Below are 15,731 nucleotides of genomic sequence, written 5' to 3'. Positions count from 1 at the left end.
GCCATGAAACACAGTATCTGTGCCGTGCTGCTGGCCTTGGGTGCGCTGGCTGCGCAGGCCCAGGCGCCAGCGGGGCCCACGGCCTCGGGCGTTGTGGGCGAGGCGCCTGCCGCTTTGGGGGTGCAAGGGCAAAACATTTTTGATGTGAAGCCCGACGCTAGCGCCGAGCCCGGCTATGCCGAGCAGACCAACGGCGAACGCATGAAGGTGCAGCCCGGCAACAATGCGCCCATGTGGCGGCAGGTGGGGCAGGGCGTGACTGGCTACAGCAGTCTGCCCAAAACGCAGGCGCCTGAAGCAGGCAACCTGATCCAGCCCTTCGTGCAGTATCCCGGCTCACGCGTCACCAACGCGGGCGAGGCCTGGCGCCAGGTGCGCAACCAGTGGATCATTCCGTACGGCGCAGCGCTGTTCGCGATTGTTCTGCTGGCCCTGGGCATTTTTTACTTCACCAAGGGGCCACTGGGGCATGACCACCCGGAAGGCCCTGGCACGCGCCGTATTGAACGCTTCACACCGTTCGAGCGCGCAGCCCACTGGGCGAATGCCTTTGCCTTCATTGCTCTGGCCATTTCGGGCATCGTGATGGCGTTTGGCAAGTTCTTCCTGCTGCCCATCATGGGTTCCACGCTGTTTGGCTGGCTGACCTATGCCCTCAAGAACGTGCACAACTTCGTAGGGCCGCTGTTTGCCGTGTCGCTGCTGGTGATCATCCTCACGTTCGTGAAGGACAACATTGCCAACCGCGCCGACTTCGTGTGGCTGTCCAAGGGCGGCGGCATGCTGGGTGGCGACCACCAGGTGCCATCGCACCGCTTCAACGCGGGCGAAAAGGGCCTGTTCTGGTGGGGCGTGACGATTCCCGGCATCTTTGTGGTGGGTTCGGGCCTGGTGCTCGACAAGCTCATCCCCGGCTTTGGTGATGTGCGCAGCGACATGCAAATCGCTCACATGATCCATGCCACCCTGGCGATCTGGATGATGGCGCTGATCTGCGGTCACATCTACATGGGCACCGTGGGCATGAAGGGCGCGTACAAGGCCATGAAGACCGGTTACGTGACCGACGAATGGGCCAAGGAGCACCACGAGCTGTGGCACGACGACGTGCAGGCAGGCAAGATTCCACGGCAGCGCAGCGCCGCCCATCAGGGCGATGCTGCAGCCACCACTGCGGGCCAGCCCGCGCAGGTATGAGGCAACGCACCATGAAGCAAATCTTCCGATCGTCCCTGCTGGCGCTGTGCGCCGGTGTTCTGTGTTCTGTGGCGCTGGCCAAGCTGCCTGCCCCCACGCCTGAAGCAGCTGAAAAGGCCGCCGAAGCGGCTGCCAAGGCTGCCTGGTCGGGCAAGGTAGACAACTACAAGCTCTGTCAGGCGCAAGACCGCGTGGCGGCGCACTACCGCAAGACGGCCAAAGACGCCAAGCCCGCCGCCGCATCCGCACCTTGCGCCGACCCCGGGCCATTCGCCTACACGCCGCCGGCTGCGAAGCCGATTGAGGCGGCAGGCGCTCATTCGCCACCAGGCACGGCCAGCAGCCCGCCCAGTACCACCACACCAGCGGCGTCTGCGCCCAAGTCCTGACAGCGGACCCGGCGGCCATCGGCACGGTAGCGTGCCTGCGTGGTCCACCCCGTCGCTGATCCGGCCGCAAGTTCCAAAGAGCTTGCGGCTTTTTTTTGCGTGTACCCTGCGCCCATGAACGATTCCACATTGGCCCCCTCCCTCCCGTCACAGCCTTTCGTATTGCCCCGCTTGACCCAGGCGCAAGCCCCCCTCACCCAAGCGGTGGATGTGATCAATGAGCGGGGAGAGACTGAGCAGGTGCACATTCCTGCAGAGCGCCCCTTGACGGTGTATGTGGACCGCCGGGAGCTGGTCACGCTGATGACGCTGGGCGCGCACCCCGAGCTGCTGGTGCTGGGCTACCTGCGCAACCAGCGGCTGGTGGATTCGGTGTTCGACATTGAATCCATCACCGTGGACTGGGAGGTGAACGCCGCCGCCGTGCGCACCCGCCACGGTATTGCCCGCATTGAAGAACGCACCGCCAGCAAGGTGGTGACCACCGGTTGCGGGCAGGGCAGTGTGTTTGGCGGCCTGATGGACGAGGTGGACCGCATTGAGCTGCCCCAGGCGCAGCTCACCCAGGCGCAGCTGTATGGTCTGGTGAATGCCATCCGCCTCAAGGAAACCACGTACAAATCCGCAGGCTCGGTGCACGGCTGCGCGCTGTTCCGTGGCGAGGACATGCTGGTGTTTGTGGAAGACGTGGGCCGCCACAATGCCATCGACACCATTGCAGGCTGGATGTGGATGAACCCGGAAGCCCCCTCCGCAGCGCCCTCAACCCAGGCAGGGCAGACCGATACCGCGTCGTTCCAGCCCATGGGCGGGGCCGATAAGGTGTTCTACACCACCGGGCGGCTGACCAGTGAGATGGTCATCAAGTCCGCGCAGATGGGGGTGCCCATCGTGGTGTCGCGCAGCGGCATGACGCAGATGGGCCATGCCGTCGCCCAGCAACTGGGCCTGTGTGCCATTGGCCGTGCCACCAACCGCCGCTTTGTCTGCTACGCGGGCGCGCACCGGCTGGTGCTGCAGCCCGAGCTGGCCTGAGCCCGCATCCTGCTATAAGCCGCCCGCCCTGTACTGCGTTGGATGCTATTGAAAAGATAGCTGCTGGCGCTTGTTGGATAAGCGCCAGGTGCCAATTTTGTCTCATGGCATGATGGCGCCATGATTGCCGAGTCGCCGTCCCCTGAAGCCCCTGACACTGCTCTGCTGCCCAGTGCAGCACCTCCACCCCCGTCCGCGCCTGCGCCCCAGCGTTTGCCCGCCTACCGCTGGGTGCTGGAGGGCCTGCGTGCGGCGGCCTTCCTGGCCCCCCGCACTGGCCTAGCTGTGCCCACGCCATTGCAATTGCTGGTGCTGCTGGCCGCCAACTGGGGGCTGGTGTTGTGGGGCGAATGGTGGGCCACTGCTGGCCCCGTGGAGTTCAATGCACGTGCGTGGCTGGGGCAGCAGTGGCTTTCGCTGGCTTTGATGGGCGCGGCGTGGTGGGCCATGACGCCTGCCCAAGACCGCAGCGGTGTGTTCACCAACCCGCAGCGGGCGCCCGGTGGGGGGCTTCCCGCCTGGCTGCTGCTCAGCAACTGGGCCATGCTGCCCTGGCTGCTGCCCACCTTTGCCTTGCCTGCCAGTGTCGATGCCAGCCTGGCGGCGGGCCCGTTGGCGGGCGCTGGCGACTGGGCCTGGCAGGATGGGTTGCTGGATGGCTTGGCGCTGCTGGCGTTGCTGTTGTCTTTGGTCATACTGCTGCGCCTCACGGCGCGCTTCATCCAGTCGCGCTGGCGCACGGCGGTGTTTGCCCTGTGTTTGTTGGGAGGCATGGCCGCGCAGTTCTATCTGGGCGTGGAGCCTTCGTGGCAGGCCGCGGTCACTGCACCAGCTGCGGGCGCTGATCCGGGCACCGGCGAGACGCCCGCTGGCGTGCCTTTGTCCCAGTCGGTGTTTGAGGGCCAGCAACTCATGCTGGAGGCCTACACCCAGGACCTGACCCCCGAGCGCCCCGGCGTGGTGGATGTGTATGGCCTGGTGTTTGCCCCTTATGCGGGGGAAGAGGTGTTTCGCCGCGAAAGCACCATGGTGAGCGACCTGCTGCAAGACCGCTTCGACGCCGAAGGCCGCGTGCTGCACCTGCTCAACCACCCTGACACCGCAGACACCCACCTGTGGGCCACGCCCGAGAACCTGCGCAGCGCCATCGATGCCCTGGCGGCCACCATGGACCGTGAGGAAGACGTGTTGGTGCTCTATATGACTTCGCACGGCGCGCGCGACCACCAGCTGGCCGCCGCCCACCCGCCGCTGCAGGTGGATCCCATGACCCCCGAGCTGCTGCGCCACATGCTGGACGACGCGGGCATTCGCCACCGGGTGATCGCCATTTCTGCCTGCTATTCCGGCGGCTGGCTCGATGCGCTGACCACCCCATCCACCCTCATCATGACGGCAGCAGACGCCACCCACACCTCCTACGGCTGCGGCACCCGTTCAGAGCTGACCTTCTTCGGCCGGGCGGTGTTCCATGAGCAACTGCGCTCCACCTATTCCTTCACTGAGGCGTTTACCAAGGCCGTGCCCATCATTGCGCAGCGCGAAATTCAGGCTGGCAAGGACGATGGCTTCTCCAACCCCCAGATGCGCGTGGGGGCAGAGATCGACCCCGTGCTCAACGCCCTGGCCCGGCGGCTGGCGGCGGAAGAGGGCCCGGTGCTGCGGCCCGGCGGCAAAGGCCTGGTCGCGCAAATCCCTATGGCCTACCACTCAGCGCAATTGCGCTAAGGTTTGCCCCCTATGAAATTGTCATTCCTGCGCCTTGGGTGGCGCACCTTGCTGCGCGACCTGCGCGCGGGTGAACTGCGTTTGTTGATGGTGGCCGTGACGCTGGCCGTGGCCGCGCTCACCTCAGTGGGTTTTTTTGCGGACCGGCTTCAGGGCGGGCTGCAGCGCGATGCCCTGCAACTGCTGGGCGGCGATGTCGTGGTGGCTAGCGACAACCCCACGCCCCAGGCCTTTGTGGACAAGGCCCAGGCGCTGGGCTTGCAAACCGTGGGCACCATGGGCTTTCCTACCATGGGGCGCGCCAGTGATGCGCAGGGGGGCGCCAGCAAGCTGGTGGCCCTCAAGAGCGTTGCGGCGGGCTACCCGCTGCGCGGCACGCTCAAGGTGGCCGATGCCCCCGGCGCTGCCGAGCAGGCCACGCGTGACATTCCCGCCCCCGGCGAGGTGTGGGTCGATGCCCCCCTGCTCGACGCTCTGGGCCTGGCCATGGGCGACCAGCTCCTGCTGGGCGATGCCCAGTTGCGCATTGCCCGCATCATCGTCATCGAGCCGGACCGGGGCGCCGGCTTCATGAGCTTTGCGCCGCGCGTCATGCTCAACGCGGCCGATGTGCCCGCCACTGGCCTGGTGCAGCCTGCCAGCCGCATCACCTACCGCTTTGCCGTGGCGGGGCAGCCCGCCGCCGTGAAGGCGTTTGCAGAATGGGCGGCTGAAGAGGTCAAAAAGCCCGACGTGCGCGCCGTGCGGGTGGAATCGCTGGAAAGCGGCCGCCCCGAAATGCGCCAGACGCTGGACCGCGCCCAGAAGTTCTTGAGCCTGGTGGCCCTGCTGGCCGCATTGCTCTCGGCCGTGGCCGTGGCGCTGGCCGCGCGCGGCTTTGCGGCTGACCACCTGGACGCATCGGCCATGCTGCGCGTGCTGGGACAAAGCCAGCGCACCATTGCGGGCGCCTACACCACCGAATTTGCGCTCATTGGCGTATTTGCCAGCGCGCTGGGCGTGGCGGTGGGCTATCTGGTGCACAACGTGTTTGTGCTGCTGCTGTCGGGCCTGGTCGAATCGGCCTTGCCCGCGCCCAGCCTGTGGCCCGTGGCCTTTGGCTTGGGCATGGGGCTCACACTGCTGCTGGCCTTTGGCCTGCCGCCCGTGCTGCAACTGGCGCAGGTGCCGCCGCTGCGCGTCATCCGCCGCGATGTGGGCGGGCTCAAGCCTGCATCCCTGGCCGTGCTGTGCGTGGGTGTGGCGGGCTTTGCCGCGCTGCTGCTGGCCGTCAGCAGTGACCTCAAGCTCGGTCTCATTGCCGTGGGCGGCTTTGCCGGAGCCGTGGCCCTGTTTGCGGGCCTGAGCTGGGTGGCCGTGAAGCTGCTGCGCAAAAGCGTGAATGAAACCACCGCGCCGCGCTGGCTGGTGCTGGCCACCCGGCAAATCTCGGCCCGCCCGGCCTATGCCGTGGTGCAGGTCAGCAGCCTGGCCGTGGGCCTGCTGGCCCTGGTGCTGCTGGTGCTGCTGCGCACCGACCTTATCAGCAGTTGGCGCCAAGCCACCCCGCCCGATGCGCCCAACCGCTTCGTCATCAACGTCATGCCGGAGCAGGCCGACGACTTCCAGAAAAACCTGCAGACCAACGGCGTGGCCAAGTACGACTGGTACCCGATGATTCGGGGCCGCCTGCTGGCCGTGAACGGCCAACCCGTGGGGCCGGATAACTACACCGAAGACCGTGCCAAGCGGCTGGTAGACCGCGAGTTCAACCTCTCCACCGCCGTGCAGCAGCCCCCCCACAACCAGATCGTGGCTGGCCGCTGGACCGAAAACGAGGCCGGTGCCGTGAGCGTGGAAGAGGGCATTGCCCAGACCCTGGGCCTGAAGCTGGGCGACCGCCTGCTGTTTGACATCGGCGGCGTGCAAAACGAAGCCCGCATCACCAGCCTGCGCAAGGTGGACTGGGGCTCGATGCGCGCCAACTTCTTTGTGATGTACCCGGTGCAGCAGCTCGAAGGCGTGGCCATCACCTACCTCGCAGCCTATCGCGCGCCTGAAGTGCAGGGCTTTGACAACGCGCTGGTGCGTCAATTCCCCAACATCACCAACGTAGACATGGCCAGCACCATCAACCAGGTGCAGCGCGTGCTCGATCAGGTCATCCGCGCAGTGGAGTTTTTGTTTGCCTTCACCCTGGCGGCCGGGCTGGTGGTGCTGTTTGCGGCCGTCACCGCCACGCGCGAGGAACGCGCGCGCGAGTTCGCCATCATGCGCGCCGTGGGTGCCCGCGCCAGCCTGCTGCGCCAGGTGCAGCGGGCCGAGCTGATGGGCGTGGGCCTGCTGGCGGGCTTTTTAGCCAGCGCTGTGGCCGTGGCCGTGGGCTGGGCGCTGGCACGCTACGTGTTTGACTTTGCCTGGACGGCATCGCTGTGGGTGCCGCTGGCCGGGGCCTTGGCTGGCGCCGTGCTGGCCTTGCTGGCCGGGTGGTGGGGCCTGCGCGAAGTGCTGCGCCGCCCCGTGGTCGAGACGCTGCGCCGCGCCGCCGAATAAAATGCTATAAAAAACAGAGCTGCTGGCGCTTGTCTATCAAGCGCTAGCAGCCAATTTGACTATGAATGAAGAAACCCAAGCCGCCAACACCATCACCCCGTTTGAATGGATTGGGGGTGAGGCCCGCGTGCAGGCCCTGACCGACCGCTTCTACGACCTGATGGACCTGGAGCCCGCCTACACCGAACTGCGCGCCGCCCATGGCCCTGAACTGGACAGCGCCCGGCAAAAACTCTTCTGGTTCCTGTGCGGCTGGCTGGGCGGCCCGTCGTATTACACCGACCAGTTCGGCCACCCGCGCCTGCGTGCGCGGCACATGCCGTTTTCCATCGGCATCAAAGAACGTGACCAGTGGGTGGCCTGCATGGACCAGGCCATGGGTGAGACCGGCGTGCCCGATGACCTGCGCGCACGCCTGCGCGAGAGCTTCATGGGCACGGCCGACTGGATGCGCAACCGGGGTGTTTGAGCCCGCAGTGTGGGGCGCGTAGGCCTGAGCCTTGGCTCGCTGCCCTGGTCTTGGGGCGCGATGCGCCCGGTTCAGACCATGTCCACCGGCACCGTGCTGCCCGTCTTCACACGGTTCATCACCACGAGGGTGTTGAATGACTTCACGTTGCCCGACTCAAAAAACAGTTCGCGCGTGAGCTCCACGTACTGGTCCATCGAACGCACGAGGAAGATCAGCACAAAGTCCCACTCGCCGGTGACGTAGTAGCACTGCTGCACCTGGGGGCAGGCTGCAAAGCGGCGCTGCATCTCATCGAGCAGGTGGGCACGCTCGTTTTCGGCCTTCACTTCCACAATCACCGTCAGGTCGTAGCCCAGTGCGCGCGGGCTCAGTTGTGCCGAGAATTTTTCAATCACCCCCGCGCCTTCCAGCAGCTTGAGTCGGCGGTTGACCGCCGCGGTCGAGAGGTGGGCCCGCTGGCCCAGTTCGCTTTGGGGCACGCGCCCATCGCTTTGCAGGGCCGCCAGCAGCGTGCGGTCGTAGGTGTCCAGCTTCATGGGGGCGCTTTCGTTGCCAAAGTTGAAAAACGTTCAGTTTTCAGATCGATTTTTCGAAAACTGATTCTGGCACGCGAAATATTATTCGCAGCAATCCCCCTGCGAAAGAACCCACATGGCCTTGCCAGAACCCTTGTTGGACACCGCAAAACTGCTGGAGCAGCTTCGCGAACTCGGTGCCATCGGCCACGATGCAGCGCAAGGCGGCCGCACCCGCATTGCCCTGACCGACGAAGAAAAAGCCGGGCGTGACCTGCTGGTGCGCTGGATGCGCGAGCTGGACCTGGAAGTACGCGTGGACCAGATCGGCAACATCTTCGGCGTGCTGCACGCAGAGCACCCCGAGGGCACGGCCCAGCCGCTGATGATGGGGTCGCACATCGACACCGTGCGCAATGCAGGCGCGCTGGATGGCTGCTATGGCGTGCTGGCAGGCTTGGCCGTGGTGCGTGCGTACCGGCAGGCTGGCCTGCGCCCGGCGCGTGCCATTGTGGTGGCGGCGTTCACCAACGAAGAAGGCGTGCGTTACCAGCCGGACATGATGGGCTCGCTGGTGTATGCCGGTGGCATGGATGTGCAGGCAGCGCTCAACACCGTGGGCACCGACGGAACACGCCTGGGTGACGAGCTGGCCCGCATTGGCTACGCGGGTGACATGGCGCCGGGCGCCATCGTGCCGCGCGAGTACATCGAGCTGCACATCGAGCAGGGCCCGGTGCTGGAGGCCGAAGGCAAACTCATCGGCGTTGTGGAGAGCTTGCAGGGCATCTCCTGGCAGAAGGTGACCATCACCGGTGTGGCCAACCACGCAGGTACCACGCCCACGCGGCTGCGCCACGATGCCGGCTACGCAGCTGCGGCTTGCGTGGCCTTCCTGCGCGAGCAGGTGGTGGGCGCGGCGCCTGAAACGACCCTCGCCACGGTCGGGTCGCTGCGCCTGGAGCCCGACCTGATCAATGTCATCCCCCGCAAAGCTACCTTCACCGTGGACCTGCGCGACCCCGGCGAGCAGCGTCTGCAAACCGCAGAGAGCCGTCTGGCCGATTTTCTGGTCACGGTGGCCGAGCGCGAGGGCGTGACGGTTGAAACCGAGCAACTGGTGCGCTTTGAACCGGTGGTGTTCGACGCCGCGCTGGCCGATCGAATTCAGGCCGCAGCACAGCGGCGTGGACTGCCGCACCGCCGCATGACTTCCGGGGCAGGGCATGACGCGCAGATGTTGGCCCGCATCGCCTCATCAGCCATGATTTTTGTGCCCAGCCGCGGCGGTATCAGCCACAACCCGCGTGAGCACACCGACGATGACCAGCTGGCCCTGGGTGCCCAGGTGCTGCTGGATGTGGTGCAAGACTGCCTGCGTGGGCAGTGACCGGCCACCGATTGCCAGTGTATTTTTTATTCCCCCACCCAGAAGGCCCCACCATGTTGTTTCTGAACCCCCGCGCCACGCGCGCCGACTACCCTGCGGAGTTGTCGGCCATCATGAACATCGCGCAGGCGCACCAAAGCCGTGAGTGGTTGTCTTCCTGGCGTGGCATCCATCCCAACGCCACGCCGCTGTACGACCTGCCCGATGCGGCTGCGCGTTGCCAGGTGGGCCGCCTGTGTCTCAAGGATGAATCGGTGCGCTCACCGCTGGGCAGCTTCAAGGCGCTGGGCGCTCCCATCGCCCTGGTGCGCCAAATCTTGCGACTGCACCCCGACTTTGAACCTGCCGCCATCCTCACCGGGCGGTATGCAGAAGCGCTGCGTGGCTACACCGTGATCAGCGCCACCGACGGCAACCATGGCCGCGCCCTGGCTGCCGCCGCCCAAGACGCCGGGTGCCGCTGCGTCATCGTGCTGCACGCCCATGTCAGCCCCGAACGGGAGCAGGCCATTGCCGCCTATGGCGCGGACATCGTGCGCATTGCCGGCAATTACGATGAATCGGTGCAGGAAGCAGCACGCCTCGCCGCAGCCCACGGCTGGCAGGTGATTGCCGACACCTCGTACGACGGCTACGAGGACATTCCACGCGATGTGATGCAGGGCTATGGCGCCATTGCCGAAGAGATCGTGGAGCAGACAAGTGCGCAGCGTGGCATGGCCGGTGCGTTCACCCACGTCTTCCTGCAAGGCGGGGTGGGCGGCATGGCGGCTGGGCTGGCCAGCTATTTCTGGGAATACCACGGCCCGCAGCGCCCTTGCTTTATATCGGTGGAGCCCGCCCAGGCCGACTGCCTGCTGCAAAGCGCCATCCAGGGCCGCCCAGCCAAGGCCACCGGCACGGTCGATTCCGTCATGGCTGGTCTGGCCTGTGGCGAAACATCGCCCCTGGCCTGGCGTTTTCTGCAGCCTTGCGTAGACGCCTTCATGACGATTGAGGACGAGCAGGCCATCGAAGCCATGCGCAGCTTGGCCCAGGGCAGCGAACGTGACACCCCCATCGTTGCGGGTGAATCGGGTGTTGCCGGGCTGGCAGCGCTGGAGTGGCTGCGCAGTGATCCGCAGCGCTCGGAGCAGGTCGGGCTCACGGCCGAGTCGCGCGTGCTCATCATCAGCACCGAAGGCGCTACCGCCCCCCGCGAATACACCCGCCTGGTGGGTCAGAGTGCGGAGCAAGTGCTGCAGCGCCAGCAAGCGTGGCAAGCCGCGCATTCCCTGCAAACCCAACTTGCCTGAACAGGAGGCACCGCATGTATGTGGACACAGAACTGGGCACCCAGATGGTGCGCTGGCGCCGGGAGTTGCACCAGTTCCCGGAAACCGGGTTCAACGAGCACAAGACCGCAGCCTTCGTTGCCGCTGCGTTGCGGGCCATGGGCCTGGAAGTGCACCAGGGCATTGGCGGCACCGGCCTGGTAGCCAGTCTGAAGGTGGGCGAGGGCCAGGGCGTGATCGGCCTGCGCGCCGATATGGATGCTCTGGCCATGACCGAGACGGCGCAAGGGCGCGAACACATCTCGCGCAACCCTGGCTGCATGCACGGCTGCGGCCACGATGGGCACATGGCCATGCTGCTGGGCGCAGCGCAGCTACTGAGCCAAAGCCGTGACTTCAACGGCACGGTGCGCTTCATCTTCCAGCCTGCCGAAGAGCATGGGCGCGGCGCACGCGCCATGATGGACGACGGGTTGTTTGAGCGCTTTCCTGTCGATGAAATCTACGGTGCGCACAACATCCCGGGCATGCCCGTGGGCCATATCGCCACGCGCGAAGGCGGCATCATGGCCAGCGAAGACAACTTCGTCATCCGCATCACTGGCCGGGGCGGCCACGCGGCCCGCCCACACCTGGCCATTGACCCCCTGGTCGTCGCGGCCGAGATCATCCTGGCCCTGCAATCCATCGTGGCCCGCGCGGTAGACCCTGCCGAGCCCGCCGTGGTGTCGTGCACCGAAATCCACAGCGATGGCATTCGCAACGCGCTGCCCACCCATGTGGAAATCAAGGGTGATACGCGCAGCTATTCACGCCAGGTGCAGGCGTTGCTAGAGCGCCGTATGCGCGAAATCTGCCACGGCATTGCCGCAGCCCACGGCGCTACCTGTGAAGTGCAATACACCCACGAATTCGTCCCCACCATCAACTGGCCCCAATGCACCCCGGTGGCCATCCGCGCTGCGCAGGCCGTGGTGGGCCATAGCAACGTGGACGCGAACGTTGCGCCGATGATGATTTCGGAAGACTTCGGCGCCTTCCTCACCGCCGTGCCCGGTGCCTTCGTCTTTATCGGCAATGGCGCCACAGGGGCGACTGGTGGCGTGCCGTTGCACAACGCCCAATACGACTTCAACGATGCCGTGCTGCCGATTGGCGGACGTTACTTTGCAGAAATCGTGCGACAGCGGCTTGCGGTGTGAGCTGTGGGGATGCTTCTGCCGAGCTGTGGTGCTGGCCCAGGGCGGCAGGGGCGGCGCTGACAAGAAAAAAGCCCAAGCAGCTGAACTGCTTGGGCTTTTTGCATTTGGCGGAGACTGTGAGATTCGAACTCACGGACGGTTGCCCGTCGGCAGTTTTCAAGACTGCTGGTTTAAACCACTCACCCAAGTCTCCGGGTAGCCACGTATTCTAGCCGCTCGCTGGCCTGTTTTTTGCGAAGCATGCCGTCAACCGCATGGCCTTGGGTTGGAGCGCCGCTTTGGCGGAGTCTTGCGAGCGGGTCACCGCACGTTAGCCCAGTCGCAGACTCAACAACCCACCGCAGGGGGCGCCAGCCGGTGGTGGCGCCCATTACATTGGTGGTTGGCACAGCGTCTGGCTTTTGCGGGCTGTGCGTTTTCTTGTTTGTTGTTTGTTGAAGGAACCCGTTGCATGCGCCCAGTCATCGCCCAGCTCGAAGCATCCAAGATCCGCGAGATCGCCAACGCCGGCATGGGGCGCAAAGATGTGTTGGCCTTCTGGTTTGGTGAGAGTGATGAGGTCACGCCCGATGTGATTCGCAACGCGGCCATCGAGTCGCTGCAAAGTGGCGAAACCTTTTACGCGCAGAACTGCGGCCTGCCCGAGTTGCGCGAGGCACTGGCGCAGTACACCCGGGAATCGCACCCTTCGGCGGAGGTGGACGCCAACCGCATCGTCGTCACATCGGGCGGGGTCAGCGCACTCATGCTGGCCGTGCAGGCGCTGGTAGATGCAGGGGATGAAGCCGTGATCATCACCCCCGTGTGGCCCAATTTGGTGGCGCAACCCACCATCATGGGGGCGCAGGTGCGCTGCGTGCCACTGCAGCCGCAGGGCGGGGCCTGGGGGCTGGACTTGCCTGGGCTGCTCCAGACCATCACCGAGCGCACGCGGCTGCTGATCGTGAATGCGCCCAACAACCCCACGGGCTGGACGCTGACGCGTGAAGAGCAGGAGCAAATCCTGGCGCACTGCCGTCGCACGGGCACGTGGATTTTGGCGGACGAGGTGTACGAAAAGCTTTATTACGAGCCCACCCCCCACGGCTGCGCCCCCAGCTTTCTGGACATTGCCGAGCCTGAAGACCGCCTGCTGGTAGCGCACAGCTTTTCCAAGAGCTTTTTGATGACCGGCTGGCGCATGGGCTGGCTGGTGCTACCGGCATCGCTGGCCGATGCCATGGGCAAGCTCATCGAGTTCAACACCTCGTGCGCCAGCGTGTTCACCCAGCGCGCTGCGCTGGCGGCGCTCGCCCACCGCAAAGAGATCACGCCCCGCGTGGTGGAGCATTTCAAAACCTGCCGCGACACCCTGGTGCCCCTGCTGGCCGCCGTGCCCGGCGTGCAGGTGGCTGCGGCACATGGCGGCATGTACGCGTTTTTCCGACTCGAAGGGTTTGACGACTCCATGACCGTGGCCAAGCGCCTGGTGGCCGAGGCTGGCCTGGGCCTGGCCCCGGGCGATGCCTTTGCCCCCGAGGCCCAGGGCTGGCTGCGCTGGTGCTTTGCCTCCAAGGACCCCTCGCGGCTGGTGGAGGGTGTGCGACGATTGAAGGAGTGGCTTGAAAAGCAGTGACTGGCGCTGATTTGTTGGCCCGCCCCTCGGGCGGCGCAAGGCCTTGCACATCGGCTGAGCATCGGGTGCGGCCCGCAGGGCTTGAATGACCACTGCGGGCGGCTGCCAGGTCGGCCGCGAAGGCGTGCGTTTCCGCCCTAGCCAACGCCCCAGCATCCACGCCGCCGCGCCGCCCGCCATGCCTGCCACGCACAGCGCGTGCAGGGTGGGCAGCGGTATCCACGCATAAAGGCCATTGGCGTCCGTCCACGGCGCCCAGGGTGTGATGTCGGCGTGCATCACGCTGTCGAGCAACACATGCGACCAGGTCCCGGCCAGCGCGCTGAGCAGCACGGTGCGGGGCTTCCACCGTTCGTCTTCAGCCAGCCATGGCGCGCGGTAGTGGGTGACCTCCTGATTCCATCGCTTTAACAGTGGGCGGCACAGCCAGGGCGCCAGCACTGCCGTGGCCAGCGCGATGGGCACCGCGCCCAAGTAGGTGTGCGTGGGCCCATGCAGCACGGCGGCGCCGCGCAGCATGCCCACCAGGGGCTCAATGTCCATCGCCACCTGGGCAATGCCGAAGGTGAGCACACTGAAGTGGCGCCCGGCCACGGCCTTGAGGGCCAGGCCAGCGCCCATGTGGAAAGGGGTGAAGGGCATGGGGTTGCAGGCTTTCAGTAGGGAGTACGGTGGTTCCGCAGCAGTGTGCCATTGCAGACCAAGGGTCGGCCGTCGGCGGATGGGGACGGGCCATTACCGCAGGCTGTCAACACTTGAGGTGTGTGGCGGTCGGCTCGCTATGTGCTGGCACGGGGGCATTCCTGCAGCGTATGCTCAGCCAACCGCCTGTGCAAATGGCACAGGATCTCGGGAGATGCTTTAAATTTCGCCGCTTGCTACCTGCCATGACCCACCACGTATTGCTTACAGGCTTTGAACCGTTCGACCAAGACCCGCTCAACCCCTCGTGGGAAGTGGCCCGCGCGCTGGACAGGTGGCAGCCTGCAGTTATGGGCCGTGCAGGTGATGCCTTCGAGGTGCGAGCGGCGCAGTTGCCCTGTGTCTTTGGCGATGCTGTGGTGCGTCTGCAGGCGGCCATCGCGCAGTGGCAGCCCGTGCTGGTGATTTGCCTGGGCCTGGCGGGCGGGCGCAGCGAGATCACACCCGAGCGGGTGGCCATCAATGTGGACGATGCGCGCATCCCAGACAACGCGGGCCGCCAGCCTGTGGACACGGCGGTGCAGTTGCATGGGCCTACGGCCTACTTTTCAACGCTGCCCATCAAAGCCATGGTGCGCAATCTGCGTACCGAGGGCATTCCGGCGTCTGTGTCCAACACGGCGGGCACCTTTGTGTGCAACCACGTTTTTTATGCGCTGATGCACCATTTGGCACAGGCCACCACGAAGGATGGCCGCCCGCAGGCCCGCGAGGCGCGTGGAGGATTCATCCATGTGCCTGCGCTGCCCGAGCTGGCTGCGCGCCACCCGGGTATGCCAAGCATGGCTTTGGCCACGCAGGTGCGCGGGTTGCAGGTGGCCATAGAAACAGCATTGTCCGTGGCAGACGATGTGCGCGAAGTGGGCGGCGCTTTGCACTGAAAGCCTGCCCGCGCCCCGCGCCTTTGAACAGGTTCTGAGCCAAAAGCAGCGCGCTGGTGGCGTGTGGCTACTTGGGCTGACCGCCGTCTGAAATGCGCCGTGCATACACGGCCAGCACGATGCGTTCGGAGTGCACCAAGTAGTCGTTGAGTGCGGCGGCGGCTTCGGCCAATTTGCCCGCTTCAAACAGCTCCAGGATCTTGACGTTCATCTCCACATACGGGGCGTGGAGGAACTCGGGGTCGTTGAGCAGGCCAAATGCCAGGCGCAATTCGGCCAGCAGATGGGCGAACATGGTGTTCAGCCGCTCGCTGTCGGCCAGCTCCACGATGGCCATGTGGAACTCCATGTTGGCGGTGCCCACGCCTTGCCAGTCGGCGTTGTCGCGGCATGTTTGCCCGGCCTCTACGGCGCGGCGCATGTGCTGGATGGCGGGGTTGCGGGGGTAGGCCTGGGCCATCGCCTGACACTCTATGAGTCGGCGCACCCGGTAGATGTCAATGATGGAGGCGATGCTGGGCACGGCGACCGACACGCCCCGGTTGGGCTCATGGCGCAGCAAACCCTCTTTGGTCAGCAGCCTGAATACTTCGCGCAGCGTGTTGCGCGAGATCTGCAAGTGCTCGCTGAGTGCGGCCTCCGACAGCCGCTGGCCGGGCGCGAATTCCCCATGCACGATTTTTTGGCGCATCTGCTCGGCAATGCGGTCAGAGAGATTGAGCAGGGTGTCAGACGGGCTGGGCATGGGGCGATCGAAGGGGCGTGCGGTCATCCGAGTGTATCTGCGGCGCCTGCTGCA

General features: G+C 65.5%; 13 protein-coding genes, 1 tRNA gene and 1 pseudogene. 11 read left to right on the top strand and 4 right to left on the bottom strand.

The genetic code is table 11. The annotated features are described in order from the left end of the window. The first annotated feature begins 3 nt into the window (after window positions 1–3). The 6 genes from IHV84_RS00240 to IHV84_RS00215 all read left to right on the top strand — a co-directional run bounded on the left by IHV84_RS00240 (window position 4) and on the right by IHV84_RS00215 (window position 7,350). Window positions 4–1,197, top strand: a complete 1,194-nt coding sequence (locus IHV84_RS00240) for a formate dehydrogenase subunit gamma (RefSeq protein WP_198845354.1) — start codon at window positions 4–6, stop codon at window positions 1,195–1,197. 11 nt (window positions 1,198–1,208) lie between these two features. After that, window positions 1,209–1,586, top strand: coding sequence for a hypothetical protein (locus tag IHV84_RS00235; protein WP_066697499.1), 378 nt, complete (start codon window positions 1,209–1,211; stop codon window positions 1,584–1,586). Window positions 1,587–1,700: 114 nt separating this feature from the next. Further along, entirely contained in the window at window positions 1,701–2,621 is a 921-nt protein-coding gene (locus IHV84_RS00230; RefSeq protein WP_198845353.1) for a formate dehydrogenase accessory sulfurtransferase FdhD, read from the top strand. Window positions 2,622–2,741: 120 nt separating this feature from the next. Continuing rightward, the gene (locus IHV84_RS00225) at window positions 2,742–4,349 is read left to right on the top strand and encodes a C13 family peptidase (protein ID WP_198845352.1); all 1,608 of its coding nucleotides are present in this window, start codon (window positions 2,742–2,744) and stop codon (window positions 4,347–4,349) included. A 12-nt stretch (window positions 4,350–4,361) separates the two neighbouring features. Then, window positions 4,362–6,881, top strand: coding sequence for an ABC transporter permease (locus tag IHV84_RS00220; RefSeq protein ID WP_198845351.1), 2,520 nt, complete (start codon window positions 4,362–4,364; stop codon window positions 6,879–6,881). Window positions 6,882–6,942: 61 nt separating this feature from the next. Further along, window positions 6,943–7,350, top strand: coding sequence for a group II truncated hemoglobin (locus IHV84_RS00215; protein ID WP_066782916.1), 408 nt, complete (start codon window positions 6,943–6,945; stop codon window positions 7,348–7,350). 71 nt (window positions 7,351–7,421) lie between these two features. On the opposite strand, the gene IHV84_RS00210 is transcribed toward IHV84_RS00215, so the two are convergent. Beyond that, complete coding sequence (locus tag IHV84_RS00210; RefSeq protein WP_198845350.1) at window positions 7,422–7,889, bottom strand: Lrp/AsnC family transcriptional regulator; 468 nt, start codon at window positions 7,887–7,889, stop codon at window positions 7,422–7,424. A gap of 115 nt (window positions 7,890–8,004) precedes the next feature. On the opposite strand from IHV84_RS00210, the gene IHV84_RS00205 reads away from it, so the two are divergent. The 3 genes from IHV84_RS00205 to IHV84_RS00195 are packed head-to-tail and all read left to right on the top strand — an operon-like array spanning window position 8,005 to window position 11,734. Continuing rightward, a complete protein-coding gene (locus tag IHV84_RS00205) occupies window positions 8,005–9,258 on the top strand; it encodes a Zn-dependent hydrolase (protein ID WP_198845349.1) in 1,254 nt (417 codons plus the stop codon). 53 nt (window positions 9,259–9,311) lie between these two features. Then, the gene (locus IHV84_RS00200) at window positions 9,312–10,553 is read left to right on the top strand and encodes a diaminopropionate ammonia-lyase (protein ID WP_198845348.1); all 1,242 of its coding nucleotides are present in this window, start codon (window positions 9,312–9,314) and stop codon (window positions 10,551–10,553) included. Between the two features lie 14 nt (window positions 10,554–10,567). Further along, on the top strand, window positions 10,568–11,734 hold the full coding sequence (locus IHV84_RS00195; RefSeq protein WP_198845347.1) for a M20 aminoacylase family protein: 1,167 nt from the start codon (window positions 10,568–10,570) through the stop codon (window positions 11,732–11,734). A 105-nt stretch (window positions 11,735–11,839) separates the two neighbouring features. Here IHV84_RS00195 and IHV84_RS00190 read toward each other — a convergent pair. Further along, a tRNA-Ser gene (locus IHV84_RS00190) sits at window positions 11,840–11,927 on the bottom strand. A 258-nt stretch (window positions 11,928–12,185) separates the two neighbouring features. Here IHV84_RS00190 and IHV84_RS00185 point away from each other — a divergent pair. Beyond that, on the top strand, window positions 12,186–13,349 hold the full coding sequence (locus IHV84_RS00185; RefSeq protein ID WP_066697482.1) for a pyridoxal phosphate-dependent aminotransferase: 1,164 nt from the start codon (window positions 12,186–12,188) through the stop codon (window positions 13,347–13,349). Window positions 13,350–13,538: 189 nt separating this feature from the next. On the opposite strand, the pseudogene IHV84_RS20695 reads toward IHV84_RS00185, so the two are convergent. Next, window positions 13,539–13,970: pseudogene (locus tag IHV84_RS20695) on the bottom strand (DUF4184 family protein); the annotation flags it as partial. Window positions 13,971–14,236: 266 nt separating this feature from the next. Between IHV84_RS20695 and pcp the strand changes: the two are divergent. Beyond that, window positions 14,237–14,932, top strand: a complete 696-nt coding sequence (pcp, locus tag IHV84_RS00175) for a pyroglutamyl-peptidase I (protein ID WP_044400700.1) — start codon at window positions 14,237–14,239, stop codon at window positions 14,930–14,932. Window positions 14,933–14,999: 67 nt separating this feature from the next. Here pcp and IHV84_RS00170 read toward each other — a convergent pair whose 3' ends face one another. Further along, on the bottom strand, window positions 15,000–15,677 hold the full coding sequence (locus tag IHV84_RS00170; protein ID WP_044400732.1) for a GntR family transcriptional regulator: 678 nt from the start codon (window positions 15,675–15,677) through the stop codon (window positions 15,000–15,002). Between the last annotated feature and the right edge of the window lie 54 nt (window positions 15,678–15,731).

This window comes from Acidovorax sp. IB03, assembly GCF_016406015.1.
GTDB lineage: Bacteria > Pseudomonadota > Gammaproteobacteria > Burkholderiales > Burkholderiaceae_C > Acidovorax > Acidovorax temperans.
This window is presented reverse-complemented; position numbering and strand designations above follow the sequence as displayed.

What these genes read in the sequence shown, in the direction of transcription:
- IHV84_RS00240 (WP_198845354.1), top strand. Translation starts at nt 4, where the DNA reads ATGAAACACAGTATCTGTGCCGTGCTGCTGGCCTTGGGTGCGCTGGCT.
- IHV84_RS00235 (WP_066697499.1), top strand. Translation starts at nt 1,209, where the DNA reads ATGAAGCAAATCTTCCGATCGTCCCTGCTGGCGCTGTGCGCCGGTGTT.
- IHV84_RS00230 (WP_198845353.1), top strand. Translation starts at nt 1,701, where the DNA reads ATGAACGATTCCACATTGGCCCCCTCCCTCCCGTCACAGCCTTTCGTA.
- IHV84_RS00225 (WP_198845352.1), top strand. Translation starts at nt 2,742, where the DNA reads ATGATTGCCGAGTCGCCGTCCCCTGAAGCCCCTGACACTGCTCTGCTG.
- IHV84_RS00220 (WP_198845351.1), top strand. Translation starts at nt 4,362, where the DNA reads ATGAAATTGTCATTCCTGCGCCTTGGGTGGCGCACCTTGCTGCGCGAC.
- IHV84_RS00215 (WP_066782916.1), top strand. Translation starts at nt 6,943, where the DNA reads ATGAATGAAGAAACCCAAGCCGCCAACACCATCACCCCGTTTGAATGG.
- IHV84_RS00210 (WP_198845350.1), bottom strand. Translation starts at nt 7,889, where the DNA reads ATGAAGCTGGACACCTACGACCGCACGCTGCTGGCGGCCCTGCAAAGC.
- IHV84_RS00205 (WP_198845349.1), top strand. Translation starts at nt 8,005, where the DNA reads ATGGCCTTGCCAGAACCCTTGTTGGACACCGCAAAACTGCTGGAGCAG.
- IHV84_RS00200 (WP_198845348.1), top strand. Translation starts at nt 9,312, where the DNA reads ATGTTGTTTCTGAACCCCCGCGCCACGCGCGCCGACTACCCTGCGGAG.
- IHV84_RS00195 (WP_198845347.1), top strand. Translation starts at nt 10,568, where the DNA reads ATGTATGTGGACACAGAACTGGGCACCCAGATGGTGCGCTGGCGCCGG.
- IHV84_RS00185 (WP_066697482.1), top strand. Translation starts at nt 12,186, where the DNA reads ATGCGCCCAGTCATCGCCCAGCTCGAAGCATCCAAGATCCGCGAGATC.
- pcp (WP_044400700.1), top strand. Translation starts at nt 14,237, where the DNA reads ATGACCCACCACGTATTGCTTACAGGCTTTGAACCGTTCGACCAAGAC.
- IHV84_RS00170 (WP_044400732.1), bottom strand. Translation starts at nt 15,677, where the DNA reads ATGCCCAGCCCGTCTGACACCCTGCTCAATCTCTCTGACCGCATTGCC.